Here is a 26,279-nt window from a genome sequence, read left to right as displayed (position 1 = left end):
CCCGGAGGCCCGGGCGTCGACCGCACAGAAGCCGCAGTCCCCTCGCGGGGCTGCGGCTTCTGTCATGCGCACCCCTGGGATTCTGGGTCTGACGAGCAGGACTTAACAACTTCTGACGTCTTATGTCATACTCTAACATGTGACGCTTGACACCTGGCACCGAAACAAGGGAGTTCACATGAGTGCCTCGATCCGCCCCACCGGGGCGCCGAGAAGTTTCCTGGGCTTGTCCTCCAGCCTCCTCTGGGGATACGTGGCGATCGCCTTCTTCATGACCGGCGACGGTCTGGAGCAGGCGTTCCTCTCCAATTTCCTCTCCACCACCACCGACTTCAGCAACGCCCAGATCGGCACGGTCTTCACCGTCTACGGCCTGGTGGCCGCCCTCGGCGCGTTCGCCTCCGGCGTGCTCGCCGAGTACTTCGGCCCGCGCCGAATCATGATCGTGGCGGCGATCGGCTGGATCGTCTTCCACGCCGGCTTCATGCTCTTCGGCGTCATGGCGGAGAACTACGCCATGCTGCTGACCATGTACGCGATCCGCGCCGTCACCTACCCGATGTTCGTGTTCGGCTTCGTGGTCTGGATCTCCTACGCGGCGCCGCAGGAGCGGCTCTCCTCCGCCATGGGCTGGTTCTGGGCCAGCTACTCGATCGGTGTCGGCGTCTTCGGCAGCTACATGCCGAGCCTGACGATCCCGTGGGTGGGCGAGGTGACCACGCTGTGGTCCGCCATCGGCTTCGTCGCCGTCGGCGCCCTGATGGCCGGCTTCCTGGTCAGCGGCAAGGGGCCGGAGACGGCCGGGCCGCGCACCCTCCGCGGCCTGGGCCAGACGCTCAAGGTCACCCTGGCCATGCCGTTCCAGAACGTCCAGCTCGCCTACGGCATGCTGCAGCGCATCATCAACCAGATCTCGCTCTACGGCTTCATCGTCCTGCTGCCCATCGTGTTCGTGCAGGACTACGGGTTCGACCAGTCGACGTGGCTCCAGCTCTGGGCCCTCGTCTACCTGGTCACCGTGTTCACCAACCTCATGTGGGGCATCATCGGCGACCGCATCGGCTGGGTCCGGACGATCCGCTGGTTCGGCAGCATCGGCATGTTCGTCGCCACCCTGCTGGTGTACTTCACGCCCATGCTCGCCGGCCCCAACGTCTGGCTCACGGCCGCCGCGATCGTGGTGTTCGGCTTCGCCATCGCCGCCTACGTGCCGCTGTCGGCGCTCATGCCGGCCCTCGAGCCGCACCGGCGCGGCAACGCCGTGGCCCTGCTGAATCTGGCCGCCGGCGCCTCGCAGTTCATCGGCGCGCTGCTGGTGACGCTGCTCTGGGACGTCCTGGGCACCACCGGCACGGTCATCGCCCTCGCCTGCACCTACCTGGTGGGCTTCGGGGTCTCCTTCCTGATGAAGGTGGACCAGGGCTCCCTGGCCGCCGCGGAGCGGGAGGCGGCCGCCGCGTGATCCGGAACGCCCCGGCAGGGCGCCGACGCGGACTAGAGGACCGTCGGGATGACGTTCGCCAGTTCCGCGACCTCCTCGGCGTCCGGGTCCAGCTCGGTGATGAGGATGTCGACGTCCGCCAGCGGGACGGAGCGCGCCTCGGCGCGGATGCCCAGCTTGGCGGAGTCGGCGCCCACCACCACGCGGTCCGCCGCCTGGGCGATCCGGCGCTTGAGCGAGGCCTCCTCCCAGGTGTCCTCCTGGCAGCCGGTGTGGTCCAGCGCCGCCGTCGACATGAAGTACAGGTCGATGTGGACCTCCTCCAGGAACCGCTCGGTGACCGGGCCCACGAACGATCCGGAACGCCGGTCCAGGGTGCCGCCGAGGAGGATCGGCGTCACGCCCGGGTGCTCGGCCAGGGCCTCGTAGATCGGCAGGGCGTTGGCCAGGGCGCGGAGCTGCTCGGCCGCCCCCAGCCGGGACGCCAGCCGGTGCATCGTCGAGGAGGAGTCCACGGCGATGACGCCCCGGGGCGGCACGAGCGCCGCCGCCTTCAGCGCGATCTGGCGCTTCTGGGCGCTGCGCGTGAGCTCGCGGCTCTGGAAGGTCCGCGGGCCGGGCGCCACGGCGCCGCCGCGGACCCGGCGGGCCTCGCCGGCCTCCTCGAGCATCCGCAGGTCGCGTCGCACCGTCATCTCACTGACGCCCAGGGCCTCCGATGCGGCGGCCAGCTCCACGGAGCCGGCGGCCAGGAGTTCGGTGCGCAGCCAATCGAGGCGCTCTTCTGCAGCAAGACTTTTCACACCGACCATCATATGAATACGCGGAGGCGGCCCCGGAACCGCTCCGGAGAGAGGACGTCATGAGCCCCGAGAAGGCCCCCAAGACCACCGTGCTCGCCGCCGGCGACCGGTTCATCCGGCCCGCCACCTTCGAGGCGGCCCTGCGCCGCGAGGTCGGCGCGCCGCTGGAGATCAGCACCCTCGAGCTGCCGTGGCCGGACGAGCCCTTCGGCGACGTGGGCACGGTCTCCGAGGCCTCCGGCACCGAGGACCAGCTCATCGAGGCCCTCGACGGGGTGGACGCGATCGTCACGCAGCTCGCGCCCATGTCCCGGCGGGTCCTGGAGGCCAGCGCCTCGCTGCGCTTCATCGGCGTCAGCCGCGGGGGCCCGGTCAACATCGACCTGGCCGCCGCCACCGAGCGCGGCATCACCGTGGCCAACGTGCCGGGCCGCAACGGCATCGCCACGGCGGAGCTGACCCTCACGCTGCTGCTCGCCGCGCTCCGGCAGCTGCCGGCGGCCCACGGCTCCCTGCTCGAGGGCCGGTGGCGCGGCGACCTGTACCGGGCGGACCAGGTCGGGACCGAGGTGAACGGCTCCACGATCGGCCTCGTCGGCGCGGGCGCCGTGGGCGGCCACGTCGCCCAGGTGCTGGTCGCCATGGGCGCCCGCGTGCTGGTCTTCGACCCCTACCTCGCGCCGGAGCGCGTCAGCCCGGGCATCGAGCTCGTGGACCTGGACCGGCTCGTCGCCGAGTCCCACGTCGTCTCCCTGCACGCCCGCGTCACCGCCGAGACGCAGAACCTCTTCTCGGCGGAGCGCATCGCCGCCATGCGGCCCGGGGCGATCCTGGTGAACGCGGCCCGCGGTCCGCTGATGGACTACGACGCCGCCGCCGAGGCCCTCGAGTCCGGCCGCCTCGGCGGCGTGGCCCTCGACGTCTACCCGGCGGAGCCGGCCGACACCGACCACCGCCTCTTCGAGCTGGCCCGGGCCGGCGCCAACGTGGTGCTCACCCCGCACATCGCCGGCGCGAGCGTGGAGACCGCCGAGCGCGCGGCGACCGGCGTCGCCGTCGACCTCGGGAACTTCCTGGCCGGCCGCCCGCTGGCGCACGCCGTGGCCCTCCCCGCCGGAGCCGGGGCATGAGCCCCGCCGACGTGCTGGTCGGCATCGACATCGGGACCAGCTCGGTGAAGGTCGTCGTCACCGACCTCGCCGGGGTCCTGATCGACCAGAGCTCGGAGCCCTACCCCACGCACGTCGACGCGGACGGCTCCGGCGGGGAGCAGGACGCGGGGGTCTGGTGGGAGACGCTCTGCCGCGTGGCCAGGCCGCTGCTCGGCGGCCGCCGCGTCTCCGCGGTCGCCGTCACGTCCCAGGGGCCGACCCTGGTGCCGCTCACGGAGGAGGGACGCCCGGCGGGCCCGGCCCTGACCTGGATGGACCGGCGGGCGGGGGAGCAGGCGGTACGGCTCGCGGAGCTCGTGCCCGACTCCCGCAACGGCGCCGACCCGTTCTTCGGGACGGCCAAGCTCGCGTGGCTGCGCGAGGAGCGCCCCGAGATCGCCGGCCGGACGGCGCGGGTGGTCGCGGCGAACGGCGCGATCATCGCCTGGCTCGGCGGCGACTACTGCCTCGACGTGTCCACGGCGTCGCTCATGCAGGGGTTCGACGACGCCGCCGGCCGCTTCGACGCCCGCCTGCTCGAGGCGGATCTGGGCCTCGAGTGGCTGCCCGCCGTCGTCGGCTGCACCGAGGTGGTCGGACGGGTCGACGAGGACGCGGCGCGCCAGACGGGCATCACCGCCGGCGCGGCCATCGTCGCCGGCGGCATCGACTCGGTCGGCTCGGCGCTGGAGGCCGGCGCCCTCGCCCCGGGCGGCCAGCTCGTGGACATGTCCGGGTTCTCCAGCGTCACCATCCTCCCCGTGCCGCGCGGCACCCGCGTGGCCGGGATGATCCACGTGCAGCACGCCGTGCCGGACGTGGACCTCCTCATCACCGCCCAGGTCACCGCCGGCGGCGCGGTGGACTGGGTCAACGGGCGCATCGGGGCCGGCCGCGACCTGCGCGACCAGAGCCTGCTCGAGGCCCGCCCCCGGCCCTCGGCGATCACCGTGGTGCCCAGCCTCGCCGGCGAGCGGACGCCGACCTGGAACGCCGCCGCCCGCGGCATCATCGACGGCGTGGGCCTCAACACCGAGCCGGAGGACCTGATGCTGGCGACCCTGGAGGGCAACGCGCTGGCCATGGCCCGCGACGTGGACCTCCTGCGGGAGGCCGGGTTCGACGTCGCGCGGGTGCTCAGCACCGGCGGCGGCGCCCGGTCAGCGCTGTGGCGCCAGATCAAGGCCGACGTCCTGGGCGTGCCGGTGGACCGCCCCGAGGCCGGCCACGGCGCCGCCCGCGGGGCCGCCTACCTGGCGGGCATGGCGCTGGGCGAGATCGACGTCGACCGGCTCTCCCAGCTGGCACTGGACGTGACCAGCAGCTGCGAGCCGGACGCGGACCTGCACGCGGCCTACGCCGCGCGCCGGACCTGGTTCGAGCGGGTCGCGCAGCTCAACGCCGAGCGCGGTCAGACGAGCGTGTAGCCGCCGTCGATCACCAGGCTCTGCCCCACCATGTAGGCGCTGCCCGGGCCGAGGAGGTAGACCACCAGGTCGCCGAGCTCCTCGGGCGTGCCCATGCGGCCGGCCGGGATCCGGGACACCCAGTCCTCGGCCATCTCCGGGTTCTGCGCCACGAAGTCGCGCGTCATGTCGCTGGCGATGTAACCCGGCGCGATCGCGTTGACCCGGACGCCGAGCGGCAGCCACTCCACGGCGAGGCTCCTGGTCAGCATCGAGACCGCCGCCTTGGAGGTGTTGTACGCCGCCTGGGTCTGCGGGACGTTCACGGCGAACGCGGACATGGAGGAGACGTTGACGACGGCGGCCTCCCGCCCGGACTCGCGCGCGATGTGGCGCCGGGCGAAGGCCTGGCAGGTCAGCAGGGTGCCGGTCACGTTGACGGCGAGGATGCGATTCCAGTCCTCGAGGCCGATGTCGAGGGCGGGCGTCCCGAGCGTGATGCCGGCGGCGTTCACGAGCCCGTCGGCCGGGCCCAGTGCCCCCTCGACCTGGTCGAACGCCTGCTCGACCGACGCCGGGTCGGTGACGTCCACCTCGACGCCGAGGCAGTCGGCGCCCGTCTCCTCCGTGAGGCGGCGGGCGCTGGCCCCCACCGTGTCGAGCCGGTCGAGGAGGGCGACGCGGGCCCCGGCGCGCGCCGCGGCGAGGCCGAGCGCGAGGCCGATCCCGCGGGCACCCCCCGTGATGGCGATGAGTCGGCCTGCGAGGGGGCCCGTCGACGCGTGGGACGTCGCTGTGTGGGACGCCGCTGCGTGGGACATCGATGCGGGAGACATGGGACGACTGTAGCGGCGGCGCCCGGGTCCCGGTAGGGCCTGCCCGTGCGAGCGGCGGTCGCGGGAACGGCGGCCCAGTAGCATCGCAGCATGGCTACAACGGGAACTGTGGACGCCGAGGTCCGGCGCCAGCGACTGCTCGAGATCCTGCAGCGCGACGGGAGGATCCGGATCGAGGCCGCCTCGGCGGAGCTCTCGGTGTCCTCGATGACGGTGCGGCGTGATCTCGCGGACCTGGAGGCGGCCGGGGACCTCCGCCGCGTGCGGGGCGGGGCCGTGCCGTCGCTGCGGCCGCGCTCCTTCACCGACCGGATGGCCCGGCGCGCCGACGCCAAGCGGGTCATCGCGGAGAAGGTCGCCCACCTGGTGCCCCAGCACGGGGCGATCGCCCTCGACGCGTCCTCCACGGCCGGCGTCGTCCTCGGCGGGGTTCCGCGGGTCGACGGGCGGCAGGTCATCGCCGCCACCAACTCCTACGAGAACTTCGGCGTCGCCCGCGGCGTCGAGGGGCTCTCCGCGCTGCTGGTGGGCGGCGAGGCCGAGGAGCAGACGGACTCCTTCGTGGGGCACATCGCCTGCCAGGCCGCCGCGAGCCTGCACTACTCCACGTTCTTCGTCTCCGCCGCGGCCGTCGACCCGGACGGGCCGTCCGAGGTCACGCTGGCCGAGACGCAGGTGAAGTTCTCCTTCGCCGACGCCTCCGACGAGACGGTCCTCATCGTCGACTCCTCCAAGCTCGGGCAGCGGGCGCTGGTCCGGGGGCTGGCGTGGGATCGGATCGGGATGATGGTGACGGAACTCGATCCGGCGGACCCGGCGCTCGAGGCCTACCGCGGGCGCGTCGAGTTGCTGTGACCACCAGCCCCTGTGGCGCCGACCCGCCCTGAGGTCGACCTGCCCTGAGGCGGGGGAGGGGAATCTGCGACGGACCCTTGTCGGTCGTGTCGTTTCGTGTAACACTTAACACGAATGAACAAACGGGTCTCGGCGCGCCGGCCGGACCGCCCCCTGATCGAAGGAACTGACATGAGCACTCCCGTCGCCGATCTGATCGCACGGTCCAACCGCCTGGGCGCCGACAAGCGCAACACCAACTACGCCGGCGGCAACACCTCCGCCAAGGGCACCGAGCAGGACCCGGTGACGGGCGAGGACGTCGAGCTGCTCTGGGTCAAGGGCTCTGGCGGAGACCTCGGCACTCTCACCGAGCAGGGCCTGGCCGTCCTCCGCCTGGACCGCATGCGCGCCCTGGTCAACGTGTACCCGGGCGTCGAGCGTGAGGACGAGATGGTCGCCGCGTTCGACTACTGCCTGCACGGCAAGGGCGGCGCCGCCCCGTCCATCGACACCGCCATGCACGGCCTGGTCGACGCCGCCCACGTGGACCACCTCCACCCGGACTCCGGCATCGCGATCGCCACCGCGGTCGAGGGCGAGAAGCTCACCGCCGAGATCTTCGGCGACCGGGTGGTGTGGGTGCCGTGGCGCCGCCCCGGCTTCCAGCTGGGCCTGGACATCGCCGAGATCAAGGAGCGCAACCCGCAGGCCATCGGCTGCATCCTCGGCGGACACGGCATCACCGCCTGGGGCGCCACGGCCGAGGAGTCGGAGCAGAACTCCCTGCACATCATCCGCACCGCCGAGCAGTACATCGCCGAGCACGGCCGCCAGGACCCGTTCGGCGCCGCGAAGTCCGGCTTCGGCGCCCTGCCGGAGGCGGAGCGCCGCGCCAAGGCCGCCGCGCTGGCCCCGGTCATCCGCGGCCTCGCCTCCACCGACAAGCCGCAGGTCGGCCACTTCACCGACGCCCCCGAGGTCCTCGAGTTCCTCGGCTCGGAGCGCCTGGCCGAGCTCGCCGCCCTGGGCACCAGCTGCCCGGACCACTTCCTGCGCACCAAGGTGAAGCCCATGGTGCTGGACCTCCCGGCGGACGCCTCCGTCGAGGACGCCAAGGCGCGCCTGGTCGAGCTGCACGCCGCCTACCGCGAGGACTACGCGGCCTACTACAACCGCTACGCGGACGATTCCTCCCCGGCCATGCGCGGCGCCGATCCGGCGATCGTCCTGGTCCCGGGCGTGGGCATGTTCAGCTTCGGCAAGGACAAGCAGACCGCACGCGTCGCCGGCGAGTTCTACGTCAACGCCATCAACGTCATGCGCGGCGCGGAGGCCGTCTCCACGTACGCCCCGATCGACGAGTCGGAGAAGTTCCGCATCGAGTACTGGGCGCTGGAGGAGGCCAAGCTGGCCCGCATGCCGAAGCCGAAGCCGCTGGCCACCCGCATCGCGCTGATCACCGGTGCCGCCTCCGGCATCGGCAAGGCCATCGCCGAGCGCCTCGCCGCCGAGGGCGCGTGCGTGGTCATCGCCGACCTGGACCTGGAGAAGGCCCAGGCCGTCGCCGCCGAGATCGGCTCCACCGACGTCGCGATCGGCGTCCGCGCCGACGTCACCAGCGAGGACGAGGTCGCGGCCGCCGTCGACGCCGCCGTGCTGGCCTTCGGCGGACTGGACCTCGTGGTCAACAACGCCGGCCTGTCCCTGTCCAAGTCCCTCCTGGACACCACGGTCAAGGACTGGGACCTGCAGCACGACGTGATGGCGAAGGGCTCCTTCCTGGTCTCCCGCGCCGCCGCCAAGGTGCTGATCGCGCAGGACATGGGCGGCGACGTCGTCTACATCTCCTCCAAGAACTCCGTGTTCGCGGGCCCCAACAACATCGCCTACTCCGCCACCAAGGCGGACCAGGCCCACCAGGTCCGCCTGCTGGCCGCCGAGCTCGGCGAGTACGGCGTCAAGGTCAACGGCATCAACCCGGACGGCGTGGTCCGCGGGTCCGGCATCTTCGCCGGCGGCTGGGGCGCCAAGCGCGCCGCCGTGTACGGCGTGGAGGAGGAGGAGCTGGGCAAGTTCTACGCGCAGCGCACTCTGCTCAAGCGCGAGGTGCTGCCGGAGAACGTCGCCAACGCGGTCTTCGCGCTCTGCACCGCCGACCTGTCCCACACCACCGGCCTCCACATCCCGGTCGACGCCGGCGTGGCCGCCGCCTTCCTGCGCTAGATGGCCGCGGTGGGTACGACGACGGCGGGGGACGGCGCGCACGCAGCGCCCGGTGCGGCGATGATCGCCGTGGACATCGGCGCGTCCTCGGGCCGCGTCATCGTCGGCCGCCTGGGGCCCGGCGGCGCCGGGCGGCCGGGCCGCCTCGAGATGGAGATCGTCCACCGGTTCCCGAACGGGGTGACCGAGATCGACGGCACCCTGCACTGGGACGCCCGGTCGCTCCAGCGCGAGGTGACGGACGGGCTGAAGGCCGCTGCCGCCGTCGTGCGGGAGAGCGGCGAGCGTGTGGTGTCGATCGGCATCGACACGTGGGCCGTGGACTACGGCCTGCTGGACGCGGACGGCGAGCTCGTGGGCCCGCCGCACGCCTACCGCGACGGCCGGACCGAGCCCGTGATCGACCGCGTGCACGCGGCGATCGCGCCGGAGCGGCTGTATGCGATCGGCGGCCTGCAGTTCCTGCCCTTCAACACCGTGTACCAGCTGGCCGCCGAGCCGGACCTGGCGGGTCTGCGCGCCCTAATGATCCCGGACCTGCTGGCGTACTGGCTGACCGGGGCGGAGCGCACCGAGGAGACCAACGCGTCCACCACGGCCCTGTTCGACGCGCGGGAGGTCGCCTGGTCCGCCGAGGTGTTCGAGGCGATCGGGGTCCCGCAGGTGTTCGCCGACCTGATCGCGCCGGGGGAGGCCTACGGGACGCTCCTGCCGGAGGTCGCCGCGGAGACCGGGCTGGACCCGGACGTGCGCGTGGTGGCCGTCGGCTCGCACGACACGGCCTCGGCCGTCGCCGCCGTGCCGGCCGAGGACCGCGAGTTCGCCTACGTCTCCTCCGGCACCTGGTCCCTGGTGGGCCTGGAGCTGGACGAGCCCGTGCTGACCGAGGCGAGCCGCCGGGCCAACTTCACCAACGAGCGCGGCGTGGACGGCACCATCCGGTACCTGCAGAACGTCGGCGGCCTCTGGCTGCTGCAGGAGTGCACGCGCACGTGGGCCGAGGAGGGCCGGGAGCGGCCGCTGGCCGACCTGCTGGCCGCCGCCGCGGCCCTGCCGGCCGGCGGGCCGGTGGTCGACGCGAACTCCCCGGAGTTCATCGCGCCCGGCGGCATGCCGGCGCGGCTCCGTGCCGCCGTGGAGTCCGACGGCGGGACGCTGGCCGCCGCCGGGGCTGCGGCTGCGAGCGCCGACGCGGGCGCCGTCGACGCCGAGCAGGCCGCCACGGTCCGCTGCATCATGGACAGCCTGGCCGCCGGCTACGCCGCGTCGCTGCGGCAGGCGTCGGAGCTGTCCGGGAAGCGGCCGGAGGTCCTCCACATCGTGGGCGGTGGATCGCAGAACGCCCTGCTGTGCCAGCTGACCGCGGACGCCACCGGTCTGCCGGTGCTGGCCGGGCCGGTCGAGGCGACCGCGCAGGGGAACCTGCTGGTCCAGGCCCGCGCGGCGGGACTCCTGACCGGCGGGCTGGCCGAGCTCCGCGCCGCCGTGGCGGCGGACCCGGTCCGCTACGAGCCGGCGGGGAGCTAGCCGCGATGTCCGGCTAGCCCGGTCCGCAGACGACGACGCCCCGGCTGGGAGAGGTTCAGGCCTCTCTCCCAACCGGGGCGTCGCCCGTTCGACGGCCGGACCGCCGAGGGCGGACCCTCCGGACGGACGGTGCCGTCAGCCGGTGTCGCCCGCCCGCTCGGGGCCGGGCGACTGCTCGTCCGGACCGGGGGACCGGCCGCCGTCGTCCTGCGACGGCTCGCCGTTATCCCCGGACGCGGTGTCCCCGTGCCCGGCCGCCGTGCCCCCGGATCCTCCGCCCCGCCCGGTGCGCGTGTCCTCGGGGGCATCGTCGTCCCCGGGGCTCGGCCGCACCATCTCGCGGGGCGTCGCCTGACGCCGGCGCTCGCGGGTGAAGTGGGCGATCTGCTCGTCCGGGCTCGCGACGATGCGGTGCTCGGCCGGCGGATCCTGGTCCGGGTGCTCGGTCATGCCTAGCTCTGGGCCTGCTGGTAGGCGTTCTGGATGTCGGTGCCGAAGTACGGACCGAACATCGTGTTGCGGACGCCCGAGTAGCCGAAGCTGTTCACGGAGTTCTGGTAGCCGTTGGTGCCGGAGCCGATGAACCACGGGCCGCCGGAGGAGCCACCGGTCATGTCGCAGGGGATGCCCTGGGACTGCGTCTGGCCGTACGGGTCGTCGGTCGCCTTTCCGTAGCAGGACTCCAGCGTCTCCCCGTTGAAGGGGCGTGCCGCCGGGTAGCCGTAGGCGCTGTAGGTCAGGCCGCGGGACTGGTTGAAGGCCACGCCGGAGGCGCCGACGGTGTCGGTGAGGGTCCGGCCGTTGACCTGCGCGACGACGGCGAAGGCGCCGTCGTACGTGATGTCGCCCTGGTTGGCCCACTGCGGGGTGGTGTGCAGCTCGGTGGCGGCCCACGTCCCGTAGGGCGCCGAGCCGTTCTCGTAGGCGGGGACGAAGACGAAGCGGGAGGCGAAGCCGCCGGGGCCCTCGTTCAGGCAGTGCCCGGCGGTGGAGACCGTCGACTCGTTGGCGGAGACCACGGCGTTGGCGGAGCAGACGTAGTCGGAGCCGTTCATGGTGAAGAAGACCTTGCCGATGTGGGAGACCGGGGTCTCGGAGGCGTTCTTGGTCGGCTTGGCCTTCTGGACCGGACGCTCGCCCTTGATCTTGGTGGGCGCCCCGATCTCGATCCTCGGCTTGGACTTCTTGTTGTCCTTCAGCAGTACGTCGGCGGACTTGGCGTTCTTCATGCGCTCCGAGGTCCAGTAGGAGACGGCCGAGGACGCCTCCTGCTTGGAGATCCCCTTCGAGACGGTGCCCGCGCGCTCGCTCGGATCGGCGGCGGCCGCCTGCGTGCCGCCGACCAGCAGGGCCGCGCCCAGCGCCACGGCGCCGAGCATGCTCGCGGCCCTGCGCCGGCCAGTGGTCGAGCGGCCCTCGCCGGGTCGTCGGGTATTGGATGATTCTGCGTTCATGAGTCCTCCTAGGGATGGATTCCGAATCGTGACCTAGTTCACAGTCCGGTCACGGACAGAGTCAAACAAGAACACGCCACTTTGACTAGCCCCTTGAGCAAAAGAACCTGAAAAAGTTTTCAGACTCGGCTCGCAGCGGCCCGGCCGGACCGGCCGGGCCGCGGACGGGGAGATGCCCGGTTGGGGTGGCTCGGCTCCTGCGCCTCGAGGCCAGTCAAGCAACCGCGTGCGGGCCGGGGCCAGGGCGTTGAGCCAAACCAGAGAAGCCGTGCCGCGGTGCGGCGGCACGGCTTCGGCGGCGAGGACGGCGGAGCGGGTGTCAGGCCGGCTGCCACGGCTTGAGCCAGGGCGTCTCCTCCATCCCGTCGATGGCGGCCATCAGCTCGAACCAGGTGGCGCCGTCGATGCTCTCGCGGATGATGTCCGCATGGCCGGCATGCCGGGAGAGCTCCTCGAGCACGTGGCCGAGGACCCAGCGCACGGACCAGGCCTCGAGGTCGCGCGGGAACCACGGGGCGTTGCGCGGCACCGGCACGGCGGCGTCCAGATCGGCCGCGAGGATGATCGACTCGGTGGTCCGTTCCTGCTCGTCGAGTGCGGCGATCAGCCCCTCGAGCGTCTCATCCTCGTTCATCCGGTACTGCTCCGCGTAGGCGGCCGCGGCCTCCTCGAACGGGACGGAGTCGGAGGCGGGGTACTCGGGTGCGGCGGCGATCCGGCCCACCCAGCCGGCCTCGCAGGCCGTGACGTGCTTGATCAACGCGCCCACCGAGAGCGCGGACGCGGTGGGGGTCAGGCGCGCCTGCTGGTCCGTCAGGCCGAAGGCGACGGTGCGAAAGTTCTGGCGCTGCTGGGACAGGAAGGCGAGGAGGGACGATTTCTCGTCGGCGACGGGTCCGGGCATGGCGGGCATGGTGGTTCCTTTCGAAGAGGCTGATCTGCGGAGGGTGGTTCAGTGGGTTCGGTGGGCGTAGAGATCGCGCAGCAGGGCGATCTCGGCCCCGTGGTGGATGACCTCGCGGTTGATGTGCAGCACCAGGTCGGCGAGCGGGCTCTGCGCGTAGGGCCCCTCCGCCGGTCCGCAGGGGCGGGACAGCCCCTCGGCGCCGAGCCCGCGGACGCCGGAGATCCAGTGCGCGTAGACCTCGTCGAGCTGCTCCAGTGCCGCCGCGGCGGTGCCGGCGTACGGGTGCGTCGGGTAGTCGATGGGAGCCCCGCCGAAGTGGCTCGCGTTCCGTGCGCCGAGGACGCCGACGATCAGGTGGCCGAGCCGCCACGCGATGGTGGTCACGGGCGGGGGCGTCGGCTCGGGGAAGGCGAAGTCGATGACGAAGTCGCCGCCACCGGCCGTCACCGCGCCCTCGAAGGCCGGCCCGCTCTCCCCGCGGGGCCGGACGTTCCAGCAGCCGGGAACGGGCTCCCAGCGGTACTCGTGATCGGTCAGGCCCTCGAGGCGGGGCCGGAGCGCCACCCGCCAGTGGAGGTCGAGCTGCTCGACGAGCCGCTCGTTCCAGTCGGTGCCGGTGGTGACGTGGACGGTGCGTTCTGTTTCCATGGCTCCACTCTGGCGCGCATATAGGACAGGAACTGTCCGTTGTCCGTGGCAGGCTGTGGACATGGCCGAAACCCTGCAGCGGGCCCTGCGCCTGCTCAACCTCCTGCAGTCACGGCCGGTCTGGTCCGGCACGGAGCTCGCCGCCGAGCTCGGGGTCACCACGCGCTCGGTGCGCCGCGACGTCCAGCGGCTCCGCGACCTCGGCTATCCCATCCGCGCCGAGCAGGGTGCCGCCGGCGGCTACCTGCTGGAGGCGGGCCGGGCGCTGCCGCCGCTGCTGCTGGACGACGAGGAGGCGATCGCCGTCGCCGTGGGACTGCGGCTGGCCACCGGCGGCAGCGTCTCCGGCGCCGGCGAGGCGGCGGTGCGCGCCCTCGCCAAGCTGGACCAGGTCCTGCCGGCCCGGCTGCGGGGTGCGGTGGAGGCCGTCGCCCAGTCGACCGTCTCGCTCGACGGATCGCGCGGGACCGCGGAGTCGGTGCCCTCGGGGACACTGGTGGAGATCGCGCGGGCCATCCGCACCCCGGAGCGGATCGTGTTCGACTACGCCAAGGCGTACGGGCGCCCGTCCGACCTGGCGGAGCGGCGCGCGGAGCCGTACCGCCTGGTCTCGGCGGGGCGGCGCTGGTACCTGATGGCGTACGACGTCGACCGGGACGACTGGCGGACCTTTCGTCTGGACCGCGTGGGCACGGTCCGCCGGACGGGGTGGAGGTTCCGGCCGCGCGAGGCGCCGGACCCGGTCGAGTTCGTGGGCCGGGCGATCTCCTCCAACCCGTACCCCTCCGTGACCCGGATCCGGATCGAGGCGCCCGCCGAGGCGGTGCGGGCGCGCGTGCCGGCCGGGGCCGCGACCATCGAGCCGGATGGTCCGGACGCGTGCGTGCTCACGGCCGGGGCGGCGTCGCCGGACTTCGTGCTCTTCCACGTCGGGCGGCTCGGCTTCCCCTGCCGCATCCTCGAACCGGACGAGGCCGTCGCAGCGGCGGCCCGGCTCGGGGAGCAGCTGCTCCGGATGGCCGGCGGCGGGCAGCCGGGGCGCGAGTCGATCGACGGTGGGGCCGCGGGCGGCGGAGGCGTCCGACCGCCGCCGACGGGCCGTGGAGGAGCCTGACCGTCCGACCGTGCCGCGGGCGTCACCCCCGAGAAGCGCGAGAGCCCCGGCCCGACCAGCCTCGAGGGGAGAGGGGGTGGTCGGACCGGGGCTCGGATCCCGTGCCGCAGCTGGCTGCCAGCGGGTGCGCGGCTACCGGGTGCGCGGCTACCGGGTGCCGGCGGTCGGCGTCGTGCTGGAGGCGTCGGCCGGGGCCTCGCCCGGTGCGGTGCCGTAGCGCTCGGCCTCGATCTCCTCGAGGGTGCGGCCGCTGGTGTTCGGTGCGCCGACCGCGCCGATGATGAGTGCGGCGACGAGCAGGGCGATCATGACGGAGCCGACGAACGGCACGCCCTGCTCGGCCAGCATGGTCGGGAACCAGTAGCTGAGCACGCCGACCAGGATGCGGGCGACGAAGAACAGGACGCCCTGGGCGCTGGCGCGGTAGCGGGTCGCGAACATCTCAGCGGCCCAGAGCGCGTAGAAGGCCTGGGCACCGATGCCCGCCGAGACGCCCCAGAGGACGGCGAAGACGATCAGCAGCGGCATGGTGATGTGCGCGAAGACCAGCAGCACCCAGGCGGCGATGCCGAGCACGGCGCCGACGATGTAGAGCTTCCGGCGGGAGACGCGGTCGCCGTACTTCATGAAGCCCCAGTAGGTGGCGGCCACGGTGCAGGTCCACAGCAGGACCTGCAGCAGGTTCTGGTGCGTGCCGGACTCGACGCCGGCGGTCTCGTAGACGCGCGGCATGAAGATGCCCATCTGGCCGGCGACCAGGTTCCACAGCGCGTAGACGCCGGTCAGGAACAGCAGCGCCTTGAGGTTGCCGCGGTTGAGCAGCAGCTCGCGGTAGTTGCGGCGCCGGATGCCGGTGGAGGCCTCGGAGGCGAGGCGCTCCGCGTTCGACTTCTTCCAGGTGTCCGACTCGGCGAGGCCGCGCCGGACCCACCACGTCACGAAGGCGACGACGAACAGGTGCGCGAAGATGATCCGCGAGCCCAGCAGGCCCAGCGGCACCACGATCGTGGCGAACAGGAAGACGAGTGCCGGGCCGAGCGACCAGGCCAGCTGCGCCGAGCCCACGTGCTTCGCCCGGTCCGTGGCCGGGGCCTCCTCCGCGATGTACGTCCAGGCGACGGGCACGCCCGCGCCGACGGCGATGCCGGTCAGGACCACGCCGGTCAGCAGCATCGCGGGGTGCGCTGCGAAGACCACCAGCAGGGTGCCGAGCATGTAGACGATGAGGTCGTACGTGTAGATGAACTTCCGGCCGAACCGGTCGCCCAGCTGACCACCGATGAGCGCGCCCACGGCGGCGCCGAACGCGTTGGCGCTGACGGCCGCGACGAGCCCGACCATGAGGTTGGAGAAGCCGAAGTAGTCCTGCCAGAAGGTCAGGGACGTGGCCAGGGCGATGATGGAGCCGGCCTCGATGTAGTTGGACATGGCGACGGCGATCGTCGCCTTCCACCCGCTGATCCGCGGACGGGCGGGCTGCTGGGTTGCTTCGGACATGGTGTTCCTATTCGGGGAGGCGGAAGTAGGGGAGCAGCGCCTCCTGGACGCTGTCCTCGACGAAGAACTGGGCCATCTCGGCCTGCCACTCGGCGTTGACGGGGTCGGCGTCCATGGCGGCCTGGGCCGCGGCGACGTCGTCGGCCTCGAAGTAGCCGACCACCAGGCCGTCGTCCTCGCGCAGGAAGAGCGTGTAATTGCGCCAGCCGTGGCGGCGGAGCGCGTCGAGCATCCGCGGCCAGACGCGCTGGTGGACCTCGACGTACTCGGCCAGCCGCTCCGGCCGGATGTGCAGCAGGAAGCAGGCGCGGGTGGTGGTGACCTCCGGGCCCAGCTCGACCAGGCCGGCGATCGTGCCGCTGGTGGCGTCCATTGCAAACTCCCTTGTGTGGATTCGACGGTCGGTGCCTGGCAGGCATGAATCGATTCATGCGGCGGGTGCGCGCGACCCTCCGGCTGGAGGGCCGCACCCAGGCGACCGGTGCGGCACGGCGAGGGGATCGCGTAGACCTTCCTCACCCGGGCCTGTGACCGCAGTCTCTGTGATCGCGGTCTATCCTACCCGCATTTTGAGACGTTTCAACCACGGAGATCCGTCAGCCTGAAAGTGCAGGTCGGAGGGCTCCGCCGAGGCGTCCACGCCCGGCGCGGGGCGGGGAGCGCTACAGGTCCGTGACGATCACGACGTCGAGGTCGCGCGGTCCGTGCACGCCCTCGACGCGCTCCAGCTCGATGTCGCTCGTGGCGCTCGGCCCGGAGATCCAGGTCTGCGGTCGGGTGATGTCCAGGCGCGGCAGCGCCTCGGGGAGCAGCTGCACGATCGTCGAGCCCGGCACCACGCAGACGTGGTGGTCCGGCACCAGGGAGATGGCGCGGCGGCCCATCTCCGCGGAGCCGTCCAGGATGATGGTCCCCGACTCCGCGACGGACACCGCCGAGGAGGTGACCACGGCCGACGTCGTGTCCAGGTCCGTCACGGACAGCGGCGCGTCGACCGCGTCCACCACCCGGCGCGGGTCCGCCTCCAGCGCGGCAGTGCCCCACCAGGGCGAGTCCGCCAGCCCGGGCGGGACCACGTAGGACTCGGCGGCGGCGAGCCGGCGCTCCAGGGTCGCGGGGAGGTCGGCGGAGACGACGACGTCGACGTTCGCCTTGTAGTCCACGAGCCGGTCCACGAGCATCTCGACGAGGGCCTCGCCGGCCAGGTCGGCCTCGCGTCGGTAGGTCCGCTGCACGGTCGGCGCCACGGGCGCGTCCGCGAGCGCCGAATGGATGCGGCCCAGGATCTCCTCGCGCGCGCTCATGCGCGGCCCTCCTTCTTCCACCAGTCGCGGAACGACTGCGCCGGGGGCGCCGGGATGTCCCGCGACGCCGTCCAGCCGCCGGCGAGCTTGCCCGGCAGCTTCTTGATCTTCTTGTCCCGTCCGGCCAGCAGGCGTCCCAGGGGCAGCCCCTTCTCCGCCAGGGCCAGCATCCGGCCGGAGCTCAGGACCACCTCGGCGCCCTTCATCAGCAGGTCCATCTCGGTGGGAATCCGCCGGTGCGCGTGCTGGGCCTTCACGTCCTCGCCGCGCAGGTGCACCAGGATCTCGGGGATGTCGATCTTGACCGGGCAGGCGTCGTAGCAGGCGCCGCAGAGGCTGGAGGCGTAGGGCAGCGAGCCGTTGTCCTCGGCCTCGATCCCGGTCATCAGCGGCGAGAGGATCGCGCCGATGGGCCCCGGGTACGTGGAGCCGTAGGCGTGGCCGCCGGTCCGCTCGTACACCGGGCACACGTTCATGCAGGCGGAGCAGCGGATGCAGTTCAGGGCGGTGCGGCCGTACTTATCGGCCAGCGCGTTGGTGCGGCCGTTGTCCAGCAGCACGATGTGGACGTCCTGCGGGCCGTCGTCGGCGGTCGCCCCCGTCCAGAGGGACGTGTACGGGTTCATGCGCTCGCCGGTGGAGGAGCGCGGCAGCAGCTGCATGAACACCTCCAGGTCCTGGGCCGTCGGCAGGACCTTCTCGATGCCCATGACGGTGATCAGGGTCTTCGGGAGCGTGACGCACATGCGCCCGTTGCCCTCGGACTCGACGACGCCGAGCGTGCCCGTGTCCGCGAGCGCGAAGTTGGCGCCGGAGACCGCCACGCGCGCCGAGAGGAACTTCCGGCGCAGATGAGCGCGGGCGGCCATGGCGAGCTCGGGCGGGTTGTCGGTCAGGGCGGGGTCGACGTCGGGCATCTCGCGCAGGAAGATGTCGCGGACCTCGGACCGGTTCCGGTGGATGGCGGGGACCAGGATGTGGCTGGGCTTGTCGTGGCCCAGCTGCACGATCAGTTCGGCGAGGTCGGTCTCGAAGGCGGGGATGCCCTGCTCCTCGAGGTGCTCGTTGAGCCCGATCTCCTGGGTGGCCATGGACTTGACCTTCACGACCTCCGGCGAGCCGGTGGCGCGGACCAGATCGGTGACGATCCGGTTGGCCTCGTCGGCGTCGCGCGCCCAGTGGACGGTGCCGCCGCGGGCCCTGAAGTTCCGCTCGAACTCCTCCAGCAGGGCCGGCAGGTTCGCCATGGCGGCGTTCTTGGTGTCCGCGCCGGCCTGGCGCAGGTCCTCCCAGTCGGGCAGCTCGCCGACCACGCGGACGCGCTTGTCGCGGATGGTGTGCGTGGCGTGCCGCAGGTTGGCGCGCAGCTGCGGGTTGGTCAGCTCCGCCTTGGCCGCCTTCGGGAAGGGGAGCTCGGCGTGCAGGTTGCCGCGGCCCGGGATGCCCGGCATCCCGACGAAGGTGGTGCTCATCGTGTCGCTCCCGTCGTCGTCCCGGTCGCTGTGCCGGCGGTCGTGGGGGTGGCCGTGCCCGCCGTGGTGCCACTCGAGTCCGGCAGCTGGGCCGGATCCTCGAGCGTGCTGGCGAGGATCTCGGCGAAGTGCAGGGTCCCGGCGGCCGCGCCGGAGCGGGACAGGCCGCCGCCGATGTGCAGGAGGCAGGACGCGTCGCCGCCCGAGCAGAGCGAGGCCCCGGTGGAGCAGATGTTCCGGGCCTTGTCCTCGAGCATGGCGCCGGAGACCTCGGAGTTCTTCATCGCGAACGTCCCGCCGAAGCCGCAGCACTGGTCCGCCTCGGGGAGTTCGACGACGTCGATCCCGCCGACGCTCTTGAGCAGGTTCAGCTGCCGGTCGCCCAGGCGGAGCAGGCGCATGCCGTGGCAGGAGGGGTGGTAGGTCACCGTGTGCGGGAAGTGGCTGCCGATCTGCGCGGCCGCGTCCGTCACGCCGAGCACGTCGACGAGGAGCTGGGAGAGCTCGTACGTCTTGGCGCCGATCGTCTCGGCGCGGGCCTTGAGCCCGGCGTCGCCGCTGCGCTCGGCCAGCATGGGGTGCTGGTGCTTCACCGAGGCGACGCAGGACCCGGAGGGCGCCACCACGACGTCGTACTCGTCGGCCTCGAAGGCGCGGACGTGGTTGTCCACCACCTTGGTGGCGGCGTCGAAGTAGCCGGAGTTGGTGTGCATCTGGCCGCAGCAGGCCTGGCCGGACGGGAAGACGACGTCGTGGCCGAGGCGCTCGAGGATCTGCACCGTGGCGCGGGCGACGCGCGGGTACATGGCGTCCACGATGCACGTGGCGAAGAGGGCGATTCGCATGGGGACTTCTCTCGGTATGTGGTCAGACCATAGTAGATCGACGTACCGCGAGCGTCCACCCGGGCGGTGGCGACGTCAAGGGCTCGTGCTGTGGAGCTCCTTATGCAAGAATCTGCGCATGGATGCAGATAAGGAACGGTGCGGACGGCACCCGGACAGCCAGTACGTGGAGCTGGCGGTGGAGGTGTTCGCCATGCTGGCCGACGCCACGCGGGTGCGGGTGATCCTGGCGCTGCGGGACGGGGAGCGGTCCGTGAACAGCCTGGCCGAGGAGGTCGGCAAGTCGCCGGCCGCCGTCTCCCAGCACCTGGCCAAGCTCCGCCTCGCGCGGATCGTCGGGACCCGGCAGGAGGGCACGCGCGTCTTCTACCGGCTGGAGAACGAGCATGCGAGCCAGCTGGTCTCCGACGCGATCTTCCAGGCCGAGCACTCGCTCGGCGGGACGCCATGGCACCACCGCCACGAGCGCCGGCCGTCGCCGTCGACCGTGGAGGGTGACCGGGAATGAGCTCGTCGCACCAGCACCAGCACCAGCACGACCACGACCACGGCGATGCCGGGTCGCCGGGGCACGCGCACGGGCACCATCACACCGGGATCAGGGGGTTTCTGCACGGGGTCTTCGTCCCGCACAGCCACGATGCGGCCGACTCGATCGACGATGCGGTCGAGGCCAGCAGCCAGGGCGTCCGGGCGCTGAAGATCAGCCTACTGATCCTGCTGGCGACCACCGTGCTGCAGCTCGCCGTGGTGCTGGTCAGCGGCTCCGTCGCCCTCCTCGCGGACACGGTCCACAACTTCTCGGACGCGCTCACCGCCGTCCCGCTGTGGATCGCGTTCGTCCTCGGCCGCCGCGCCGCCACCCGGACGTACACGTTCGGCTTCGGCCGCGCCGAGGACCTCGCCGGCCTGTTCATCATCGCCGTCGTGGCCCTCTCGGCGATCGTCGCCGCCTACCAGTCGATCGAGCGGCTCATCGATCCCCAGCCGCTGGCGCACCTCTGGTGGGTCATCGCGGCCGGCGTCATCGGGTTCGCCGGCAACGAGGCGGTCGCGGTGTACCGGATCCGGGTCGGCCGGCGGATCGGGTCCGCGGCCCTCATCGCGGACGGGGTCCACGCCCGGACCGACGGCTTCACCTCGCTCGCCGTAGTGATCGGCGGGTTCGGCGCCATGCTGGGCTTCCCGCTGGCGGATCCGATCGTCGGGCTCCTGATCTCGGCGGCGATCGTCGTCCTCCTGTGGGGAACCGTCCGCAGCATCGGGCGGCGCCTGATGGACGGGATCGAGCCCGAGCTCGTCGACCGGGCGCGGGGTGCGCTCGCCGGGACGCCCGGCGTCGTCCACGTCTCCGACCTGCGGCTGCGCTGGGTGGGGCACCGGCTCCAGGGTTCGGCGACCCTCGGCGTCGCCGAGACGTCGCTGCCCGCGGCGGATGCCGTCCGCCGGGCGGCGACGGCCCGCCTGGCGCGGGAGCTGCCCCGACTGGACGGCGTGGTCCTCTGCGCCGAGGCCGCGCACCCGGCGGAGCGCCCCGCATAGAGTTGTGGGCGTGAACGAACAGCTCCCAGCCCCCGCCAAGGCCTATCAGCCCGTCCTCGACAGCATCGAGGCCGAGCTGCGCGCCGGGCGGCTGCGCGTCGGCGACCAGCTGCCGGGGGAGCGGGCGCTCGCCGAGCAGCACGGCATCTCTCGCGCCTCGGTCCGGGATGCCATGCGGATCCTGGAGGTGATGGGCGTGGTCCGCTCCGGCACCGGCTCCGGCCCGACCGCCGGCAACGTGCTGATCTCGCGGCCGGCCGCCGGCATCTCCACCGCGCTGCGCATGCACGTGGCGTCGGCGCAGCTGAGCGTGGAGGAGATCGTCCAGACCCGCATCCTGCTCGAGTCCTGGGCCGCGGAGGCCACGGACCTGGAGGCGCACCCGGAGCGGAGCCGGGCGGTCCTGGACGAGGCGGCCGGACTGCTGGAGGCCATGGAGGACCCCGCCACACCGCGGGGCGACTTCCACGACCTCGACGCACGCTTCCACGTCCTGCTGACCTCCCTGGCCGGCAACGCCGTGATCGAGGCGATGATGGAGTCGCTGCGCCTGTCCATCCGCGACTACGTGGCCGAGTCGATCACCAGCGAGGCCGACTGGGATCGCGTGGTCAGCACGCTGCGGGCGCAGCACCGCGAGATCCTCGCCTCCGTCGCGGAGGGGCGCCGGTCCGACGCCGCCCGGCTCGTGGCGGAGCACATCGTCTGGTTCCACGATCGGGTGGCGAAGCCGACGCGTTGACGTCGCCCGCAGTGCATCAGGGCATGCACGCAGCGTCCTCACGCGATTCTGCTACGCCGGTTAGTTTATTCTGCACGTAATTTCCAGTCATGAATGCGCCGGGCCTCTTCTCTGTTAATTTTCTGTGGTGGAAATCCGCGGACTCTGGCGCATCGCCCCCTGTCACACGCTGAAACGTGGTGATTCGGGACCCCTTTCTCATTTTCGGCTCATCTTCCGAAAATACGTTGACGGCGCCGGCCCGGAAGGGGCCGGAGAAACAACACCGACGATGTTTCAAGGAGTCTCGCCGTGTCCATTTCCTCCAGTTCTCCGCCGACGCCCGCTCCCACCCCCGACTCCGTTCCGGCGCCCGGATGGCGCACCTGGTTCCGCCGCGATGCGCGCTTCGACGTGTCCGCCTCGCTCGTCGTGTTCCTCGTGGCCGTCCCGCTCTCGCTGGGCATTGCCGTCGCGTCGGGAGCACCGGTGGCGGCCGGGCTGATCGCCGCCGTCGTCGGCGGGATCGTGGCGGGCCTGTTCGGTGGATCGGCCCTCCAGGTCAGCGGTCCGGCCGCGGGCCTCACGGTGGTCGTGGCGGAGGTCGTCGCCGAGTTCGGCTGGCCCGCCACGTGCGCGATCACGGCGGCGGCCGGCGTCCTGCAGATCGTGCTGGGCGTCACCCGGCTCGGACGGTACGCCCTCGCCATCTCGCCCACCGTGGTCAGCGCGATGCTCGCCGGCATCGGCGTCTCGATCGTGCTCGGCCAGCTCAATGTGGCGCTGGGCGGGAGCTCCGAGTCGAGCGCCCTGACCAACGTGGAGGCGGCGTTCGCGAACGCCGCCCGCTTGAATCCGCACGCGGTCCTGGCGGCGGCCGGCGTCGTCGCTGTCCTCCTCCTCTGGCCCCGGCTGCCCGCCCGGGCCAGGGCAGTGCCGGGCCAGTTGGTCGCCGTCGCGGCGGTGACGGTCGCGGCGGCCCTCTGGCTGCCCGACGCCGAGCGCGTCGACCTCGGCGGTGACCTCGCCGCGGTGCTCGGCAACGTGGCACTGCCGGAGGGCGCCCCGCTGGCCGTCGCCGGCGCTGTCCTGACGATCGCCCTGATCGCCAGCGTCGAGAGCCTCCTCTCCGCCGTCGCCGTGGACAAGCTCCACTCCGGACCGCGCGCGGACCTCGACCGGGAGCTCGTGGGCCAGGGCCTCTCCAACTCGGCCTCCGGTCTGCTCGGCGGACTGCCCGTGACCGGCGTGATCGTCCGCAGCTCCACCAACGTCGCGGCCGGCGCCCGCACCCGTGCCTCGGCCGTCCTGCACGGCGTCTGGGTGCTCCTGTTCGCCCTGGTGCTGGTGGGGCTGATCGAGCAGATCCCGCTCGCCGCCCTCGCCGGGCTGTTGATCGTCATGGGGGTGAACCTGGTGCGGCGCCGCGACATCCTTCAGGCCCGGGCGCGCGGCGAGCTCTGGATCTATGCGGTCACCGTGCTCGGCGTCCTCCTCCTGAACCTCGTCGAGGGCGTGCTGCTGGGTCTGCTCGCCGCCGTCGGACTGGTCCTCTGGCGGGTGCTCCGGCTCTCCGTGGCGGTCCGCCGTGCCGGCGACGCCCCGGACGGGCGCGAGCTGTGGCTGGTGGACCTCCGCGGAAGCCTGACCTTCCTCGCCATGCCGCTGGTGCTGCGGCACCTGCAGTCGCTCCCCGAGGGCCAGGTCGTGGAGGTCGACCTGCTCGTGGACTACATCGACCCGGCCGCGCAGGACCAGCTCGCCGACTGGGTGGCCCGCTACGAACAGCGCGGCGGCGACGCGCTGCTGGAGCACTCCGGCCCGCACGGGGGCTCCGACGACGGCGCGCACGACCGTGCCGGCGACGCATCCGGTACCACCGGGCCAGGTGGCGCTGCCTCCCTGCCGCAGCGCCCCGACGCGCCGACCGAGCGACCCGCGAAGGCGTCCCCGGTCAGCCCGCGCGGCCTGCTCCCCTGGGGAGCATGGCTGGACCCGGCACGCGGCCGCGCCGGGGAGGCGCATCCGCTCGTCGCCGGCGTGCGCGAGTACCACCGCCGCCAGGCGCCGCGGCTCCGATCCGTGTACCGGGGCCTGGCCGGTGGTCAGGCGCCGCGGGCCTTCTTCCTCGGCTGCGTCGACTCACGCCTGGTGCCGAACCTGATCACGAGCAGCGGTCCGGGCGACCTGCTGACCAGCCGCAACATGGGCAACCTGGTGCCGCGCACCGGCGCCTCCGTCTCCGCGCCGCTCCTGTTCGCCGTCGACGAGCTCGGCGTGGACACCGTGATCGTCTGCGGTCACTCCTCCTGCGGCGCCATGCAGGCCGTCCTCGCCGGCGAGGACGGCCGTCCGGCCGACGGCCCGGTGGGGGACTGGCTCGCGCATGCCGAGCCGGCCGTGCGGGCCTGGCGGGCGGGTCACCCGGTCGGCGCCAGCGCGGCGGCGGGCGGGCTGGGGACGCCGGACCAGCTGGCGCAGGTCAATGTCGCCGTCGCCCTGGACCAGGTGAAGCGCCAGCTGGGCGGCCGGGACATACGGCTGATCGGCCTCTTCCTCGACGTCGCGGACGGCACGCTCCAGGTCCTGCACGGCGACCGGTTCGAACCCCTGACCGACGCCGAGGCGGACCTGGTCCGGAACGCCGGCGGAGCGTTGTCCACAGGCCGGCAGCACGGGTCGCAGGCCGCATCGTCCGCCCGATAGGTTCGAGCGGCACAAGGAACCGACCAGCCAGGAGCATCCGTGGCCGCCGCCCGCACCATCACGTCCCGTCCGACGGCCCCCGACCGTCGATCCGCCCCCTCCAGCCGCACGGTCCCTCCCGGCGAACCGGCCGGCCCCGGTCGCCCGCGGGCGGTGCATCCGGCTTCCGGGCCGCGGCGACCCGCGGCCCGTGCCCGAGGGGCGGTCGCCGCCGTGCTCGGCGCCGTCGGCGTGCTGGCACTCGCCGGCTGCGGGCCGAGCGATCAGGAGCTCGCGGAGGCGGCGGAGCAGCGCCGCCTCGAGACCCCGGCGGAGCTGGTCTGGGAATCCAACGACCGGGTGCTGAGCGAGCCGGTCCGGGTGGACGGCGTGGTGCTGGCCTACGTGGCCGACCGCGGGAGGATGCAGCTCCTCGCCCGGGAGGCGGCCACCGGCGAGGAGCTGTGGCGGGAGCCGGCGCTGTTCGGATCACGGGACGGCGGCCGGGTCCCCGCCGTCGCCACAGTCGAGCGGGACGGCGAGACCTACGCCGCCTACTACGCGCCGGTCGAGGAGGGCCCGGGCGAGCTGCGCGTGGTCGCCGCGGCCAGCGGTGAGCGCGCGGGCGTCGCCCGGGCGCAGCCGGCCTATGCCAGCATGCCCAAGGACTGCGGCGAGACGTTCTGCGCCCGGGCCTCGTGGTGGTACGCCGCCAGCCCCGATCGGGGCAGTTGGTCGCCGGACACGCACGTGGCCTTCGACTGGGAACTCGGCCGCTGGCAGAACCACGACCCGGCCGAGCGCGAGATCCCGCTCGTCGACCGGGACGCGTGGACGCTGGGGGACCGGCTCTCGGTATCGCCGGGCACGGATGACGAGGAAGCCGAGCTCGGCTACGGCCGTGACGGGGACATCGCGTGGACGCGGACGTACTCCGAGGTCTTCGGGGACGGCTACGAGCTGGAGGCCGGGTGGGGCTGGTACGACTCCGAGGGCTCGCCGCTCGTCGGCACGGCATTCGGGCACTTCGAGACCTCCGAGGACGGCACCACCACGGTCTTCGACCTCCCCGCGGTAGAGAAGACGGTGCGGCTCGACCGCGAGACCGGGGAGATGCTCTGGTCGGTGCCGGGGACGTCGCGCTGCGAGGAATCCCGCCTCGACGAGGATCTGCAGGTCCTCGTGGTCTGCGGTTATGCCGAGGGGACGCTGACGCGCACCGATACCGACGAGGGACCGGACCTGGCCGAAGACGGCGTGGTCGCCTACGTCGCGGGGATCGACCTGGAGACAGGCGACGAGCTGTGGCGCGTCGAGACGGGGACGAGCGTCCTGGACGCGACCGACGGCCGACCCCTGATCGCCGCCGGAGCCGAACACGTGCAGCTCGTGGACGCTGCTGGAGAGGCCCTCGCCGTCTCGATGGAATCCGAGAAACGGTCGCCACTGGCGGAGGCCTACGAGGAGACCGTGATCTGCACGGCGCCGCGAGAGAGCCTCGAAGTCCGCCGGTTCTCCGCCAGCCGCGGCTCCGGGACCTGGAGCCGTGGAGACGACCTCGTCGCCCCGCCGCGCGCCGACGCAGCGTTCGCCTGCAACCGCTAGGACCGTGCGGTCGCCGAGGCGGCGCCGACCGTCGGCGAGCTGCGCCGGGTCGGCCACCGGAACGAGGAGTACGTCGTCCTCGGCGCCACCGACGGCATGGTGGGCTACCGCCTGCCGCCGCTGGAGGACACAACGAACGGGGCGTGAGCGGACCACGCCGAGACGCCGCCCCACGGAGACGCGATCCCTCGGGAGATGCCGTCCCTCGGGAGACGCCGCCCCTCGGAGACGCAACCCCTGGGGAGGGGCGGCCCTCCCGAA

23 protein-coding genes are annotated in these 26,279 nt (G+C 72.6%); 12 read left to right on the top strand and 11 right to left on the bottom strand.

What is annotated here, in order from left to right:
• Nucleotides 1-178 precede the first annotated feature (178 nt).
• Nucleotides 179-1,462: an MFS transporter gene (locus tag ABD784_RS13950; protein ID WP_344885999.1), complete on the top strand. Its 1,284-nt coding sequence runs from the start codon at nt 179-181 to the stop codon at nt 1,460-1,462.
• 32 nt (nt 1,463-1,494) lie between these two features.
• On the opposite strand, the gene ABD784_RS13945 is transcribed toward ABD784_RS13950, so the two are convergent.
• On the bottom strand, nt 1,495-2,244 hold the full coding sequence (locus tag ABD784_RS13945) for a DeoR/GlpR family DNA-binding transcription regulator (RefSeq protein WP_344885995.1): 750 nt from the start codon (nt 2,242-2,244) through the stop codon (nt 1,495-1,497).
• A gap of 59 nt (nt 2,245-2,303) precedes the next feature.
• Between ABD784_RS13945 and ABD784_RS13940 the strand changes: the two genes are divergently transcribed.
• Nucleotides 2,304-3,374, top strand: coding sequence for an NAD(P)-dependent oxidoreductase (locus tag ABD784_RS13940; RefSeq protein ID WP_344885992.1), 1,071 nt, complete (start codon nt 2,304-2,306; stop codon nt 3,372-3,374).
• Nucleotides 3,371-4,822: a xylulokinase gene (locus tag ABD784_RS13935; RefSeq protein ID WP_344885989.1), complete on the top strand. Its 1,452-nt coding sequence runs from the start codon at nt 3,371-3,373 to the stop codon at nt 4,820-4,822. Before ABD784_RS13940 ends, ABD784_RS13935 begins: the two co-directional genes overlap by 4 nt.
• On the opposite strand, the gene ABD784_RS13930 is transcribed toward ABD784_RS13935, so the two are convergent.
• On the bottom strand, nt 4,807-5,637 hold the full coding sequence (locus ABD784_RS13930) for an SDR family oxidoreductase (protein ID WP_344885986.1): 831 nt from the start codon (nt 5,635-5,637) through the stop codon (nt 4,807-4,809). The genes ABD784_RS13935 and ABD784_RS13930 overlap by 16 nt on opposite strands.
• Before the next feature lie 90 nt (nt 5,638-5,727).
• On the opposite strand from ABD784_RS13930, the gene ABD784_RS13925 reads away from it, so the two are divergent.
• The 3 genes from ABD784_RS13925 (at nt 5,728) to ABD784_RS13915 (ending at nt 10,224) form a co-directional block, all read left to right on the top strand.
• Nucleotides 5,728-6,492: a DeoR/GlpR family DNA-binding transcription regulator gene (locus tag ABD784_RS13925; RefSeq protein ID WP_344885983.1), complete on the top strand. Its 765-nt coding sequence runs from the start codon at nt 5,728-5,730 to the stop codon at nt 6,490-6,492.
• Nucleotides 6,493-6,663: 171 nt separating this feature from the next.
• Nucleotides 6,664-8,697, top strand: a complete 2,034-nt coding sequence (locus tag ABD784_RS13920; protein WP_344885980.1) for a bifunctional aldolase/short-chain dehydrogenase — start codon at nt 6,664-6,666, stop codon at nt 8,695-8,697.
• A complete protein-coding gene (locus tag ABD784_RS13915) occupies nt 8,698-10,224 on the top strand; it encodes a rhamnulokinase (RefSeq protein WP_425582987.1) in 1,527 nt (508 codons plus the stop codon).
• Nucleotides 10,225-10,359: 135 nt separating this feature from the next.
• Here the strand turns inward: ABD784_RS13915 and ABD784_RS13910 are convergent, their stop codons facing one another.
• The 4 genes from ABD784_RS13910 to ABD784_RS13895 form a co-directional block, all read right to left on the bottom strand.
• Nucleotides 10,360-10,674, bottom strand: a complete 315-nt coding sequence (locus tag ABD784_RS13910; protein ID WP_344885977.1) for a hypothetical protein — start codon at nt 10,672-10,674, stop codon at nt 10,360-10,362.
• A gap of 2 nt (nt 10,675-10,676) precedes the next feature.
• Entirely contained in the window at nt 10,677-11,678 is a 1,002-nt protein-coding gene (locus ABD784_RS13905) for a trypsin-like serine peptidase (protein WP_344885974.1), read from the bottom strand.
• Nucleotides 11,679-11,997: 319 nt separating this feature from the next.
• The gene (locus ABD784_RS13900) at nt 11,998-12,591 is read right to left on the bottom strand and encodes a DinB family protein (protein WP_344885971.1); all 594 of its coding nucleotides are present in this window, start codon (nt 12,589-12,591) and stop codon (nt 11,998-12,000) included.
• 39 nt (nt 12,592-12,630) lie between these two features.
• Complete coding sequence (locus tag ABD784_RS13895; protein WP_344885968.1) at nt 12,631-13,233, bottom strand: DinB family protein; 603 nt, start codon at nt 13,231-13,233, stop codon at nt 12,631-12,633.
• Nucleotides 13,234-13,294: 61 nt separating this feature from the next.
• Between ABD784_RS13895 and ABD784_RS13890 the strand changes: the two genes are divergently transcribed.
• The gene (locus ABD784_RS13890; RefSeq protein WP_344885965.1) at nt 13,295-14,347 is read left to right on the top strand and encodes a helix-turn-helix transcriptional regulator; all 1,053 of its coding nucleotides are present in this window, start codon (nt 13,295-13,297) and stop codon (nt 14,345-14,347) included.
• Between the two features lie 147 nt (nt 14,348-14,494).
• Here ABD784_RS13890 and ABD784_RS13885 read toward each other — a convergent pair whose 3' ends face one another.
• The 5 genes from ABD784_RS13885 to ABD784_RS13865 all read right to left on the bottom strand — a co-directional run bounded on the left by ABD784_RS13885 (nt 14,495) and on the right by ABD784_RS13865 (nt 19,465).
• On the bottom strand, nt 14,495-15,844 hold the full coding sequence (locus ABD784_RS13885; RefSeq protein ID WP_344885962.1) for an MFS transporter: 1,350 nt from the start codon (nt 15,842-15,844) through the stop codon (nt 14,495-14,497).
• Between the two features lie 7 nt (nt 15,845-15,851).
• Complete coding sequence (locus ABD784_RS13880; protein WP_344885959.1) at nt 15,852-16,217, bottom strand: L-rhamnose mutarotase; 366 nt, start codon at nt 16,215-16,217, stop codon at nt 15,852-15,854.
• Between the two features lie 289 nt (nt 16,218-16,506).
• Nucleotides 16,507-17,148, bottom strand: coding sequence for a LutC/YkgG family protein (locus ABD784_RS13875; RefSeq protein WP_344885956.1), 642 nt, complete (start codon nt 17,146-17,148; stop codon nt 16,507-16,509).
• A complete protein-coding gene (locus ABD784_RS13870) occupies nt 17,145-18,620 on the bottom strand; it encodes a lactate utilization protein B (RefSeq protein ID WP_344885953.1) in 1,476 nt (491 codons plus the stop codon). The genes ABD784_RS13875 and ABD784_RS13870 overlap by 4 nt, the downstream gene beginning before the upstream one ends.
• Nucleotides 18,617-19,465, bottom strand: a complete 849-nt coding sequence (locus ABD784_RS13865; RefSeq protein WP_344885950.1) for a (Fe-S)-binding protein — start codon at nt 19,463-19,465, stop codon at nt 18,617-18,619. The genes ABD784_RS13870 and ABD784_RS13865 overlap by 4 nt, the downstream gene beginning before the upstream one ends.
• A gap of 118 nt (nt 19,466-19,583) precedes the next feature.
• Here ABD784_RS13865 and ABD784_RS13860 point away from each other — a divergent pair, with 118 nt between their 5' ends.
• The 5 genes from ABD784_RS13860 to ABD784_RS13840 all read left to right on the top strand — a co-directional run bounded on the left by ABD784_RS13860 (nt 19,584) and on the right by ABD784_RS13840 (nt 26,018).
• On the top strand, nt 19,584-19,973 hold the full coding sequence (locus tag ABD784_RS13860) for an ArsR/SmtB family transcription factor (protein WP_344885947.1): 390 nt from the start codon (nt 19,584-19,586) through the stop codon (nt 19,971-19,973).
• Nucleotides 19,970-21,007 carry a cation diffusion facilitator family transporter gene (locus ABD784_RS13855; RefSeq protein ID WP_344885944.1) on the top strand — a complete coding sequence of 346 codons (1,038 nt, stop codon included), beginning with the start codon at nt 19,970-19,972 and terminating at the stop codon, nt 21,005-21,007. Before ABD784_RS13860 ends, ABD784_RS13855 begins: the two co-directional genes overlap by 4 nt.
• Before the next feature lie 10 nt (nt 21,008-21,017).
• Entirely contained in the window at nt 21,018-21,749 is a 732-nt protein-coding gene (locus ABD784_RS13850; RefSeq protein ID WP_344885941.1) for a FadR/GntR family transcriptional regulator, read from the top strand.
• A 291-nt stretch (nt 21,750-22,040) separates the two neighbouring features.
• Nucleotides 22,041-24,434 carry a SulP family inorganic anion transporter gene (locus ABD784_RS13845; protein WP_344885938.1) on the top strand — a complete coding sequence of 798 codons (2,394 nt, stop codon included), beginning with the start codon at nt 22,041-22,043 and terminating at the stop codon, nt 24,432-24,434.
• A 213-nt stretch (nt 24,435-24,647) separates the two neighbouring features.
• On the top strand, nt 24,648-26,018 hold the full coding sequence (locus tag ABD784_RS13840) for a hypothetical protein (RefSeq protein WP_344885935.1): 1,371 nt from the start codon (nt 24,648-24,650) through the stop codon (nt 26,016-26,018).
• Nucleotides 26,019-26,279: the final 261 nt, after the last annotated feature.

The sequence above is a fragment of the Zhihengliuella alba genome, from assembly GCF_039538765.1.
Taxonomy (GTDB): Bacteria; Actinomycetota; Actinomycetes; order Actinomycetales; family Micrococcaceae; genus Zhihengliuella; species Zhihengliuella alba.
The sequence above is the reverse complement of the archived record's forward strand: the minus strand, read 5'-3'. Positions and strand labels throughout refer to the sequence as shown.

Bases quoted from the DNA above. Each gene is read 5' to 3' on its own strand.
- ABD784_RS13890 (WP_344885965.1), top strand. From the start codon at position 13,295: ATGGCCGAAACCCTGCAGCGGGCCCTGCGCCTGCTCAACCTCCTGCAG.
- ABD784_RS13950 (WP_344885999.1), top strand. From the start codon at position 179: ATGAGTGCCTCGATCCGCCCCACCGGGGCGCCGAGAAGTTTCCTGGGC.
- ABD784_RS13920 (WP_344885980.1), top strand. From the start codon at position 6,664: ATGAGCACTCCCGTCGCCGATCTGATCGCACGGTCCAACCGCCTGGGC.
- ABD784_RS13855 (WP_344885944.1), top strand. From the start codon at position 19,970: ATGAGCTCGTCGCACCAGCACCAGCACCAGCACGACCACGACCACGGC.
- ABD784_RS13900 (WP_344885971.1), bottom strand. From the start codon at position 12,591: ATGCCCGCCATGCCCGGACCCGTCGCCGACGAGAAATCGTCCCTCCTC.
- ABD784_RS13910 (WP_344885977.1), bottom strand. From the start codon at position 10,674: ATGACCGAGCACCCGGACCAGGATCCGCCGGCCGAGCACCGCATCGTC.
- ABD784_RS13940 (WP_344885992.1), top strand. From the start codon at position 2,304: ATGAGCCCCGAGAAGGCCCCCAAGACCACCGTGCTCGCCGCCGGCGAC.
- ABD784_RS13930 (WP_344885986.1), bottom strand. From the start codon at position 5,637: ATGTCTCCCGCATCGATGTCCCACGCAGCGGCGTCCCACACAGCGACG.
- ABD784_RS13865 (WP_344885950.1), bottom strand. From the start codon at position 19,465: ATGCGAATCGCCCTCTTCGCCACGTGCATCGTGGACGCCATGTACCCG.
- ABD784_RS13870 (WP_344885953.1), bottom strand. From the start codon at position 18,620: ATGAGCACCACCTTCGTCGGGATGCCGGGCATCCCGGGCCGCGGCAAC.
- ABD784_RS13925 (WP_344885983.1), top strand. From the start codon at position 5,728: ATGGCTACAACGGGAACTGTGGACGCCGAGGTCCGGCGCCAGCGACTG.
- ABD784_RS13860 (WP_344885947.1), top strand. From the start codon at position 19,584: ATGGATGCAGATAAGGAACGGTGCGGACGGCACCCGGACAGCCAGTAC.
- ABD784_RS13935 (WP_344885989.1), top strand. From the start codon at position 3,371: ATGAGCCCCGCCGACGTGCTGGTCGGCATCGACATCGGGACCAGCTCG.
- ABD784_RS13915 (WP_425582987.1), top strand. From the start codon at position 8,698: ATGGCCGCGGTGGGTACGACGACGGCGGGGGACGGCGCGCACGCAGCG.
- ABD784_RS13895 (WP_344885968.1), bottom strand. From the start codon at position 13,233: ATGGAAACAGAACGCACCGTCCACGTCACCACCGGCACCGACTGGAAC.
- ABD784_RS13880 (WP_344885959.1), bottom strand. From the start codon at position 16,217: ATGGACGCCACCAGCGGCACGATCGCCGGCCTGGTCGAGCTGGGCCCG.
- ABD784_RS13885 (WP_344885962.1), bottom strand. From the start codon at position 15,844: ATGTCCGAAGCAACCCAGCAGCCCGCCCGTCCGCGGATCAGCGGGTGG.
- ABD784_RS13875 (WP_344885956.1), bottom strand. From the start codon at position 17,148: ATGAGCGCGCGCGAGGAGATCCTGGGCCGCATCCATTCGGCGCTCGCG.
- ABD784_RS13905 (WP_344885974.1), bottom strand. From the start codon at position 11,678: ATGAACGCAGAATCATCCAATACCCGACGACCCGGCGAGGGCCGCTCG.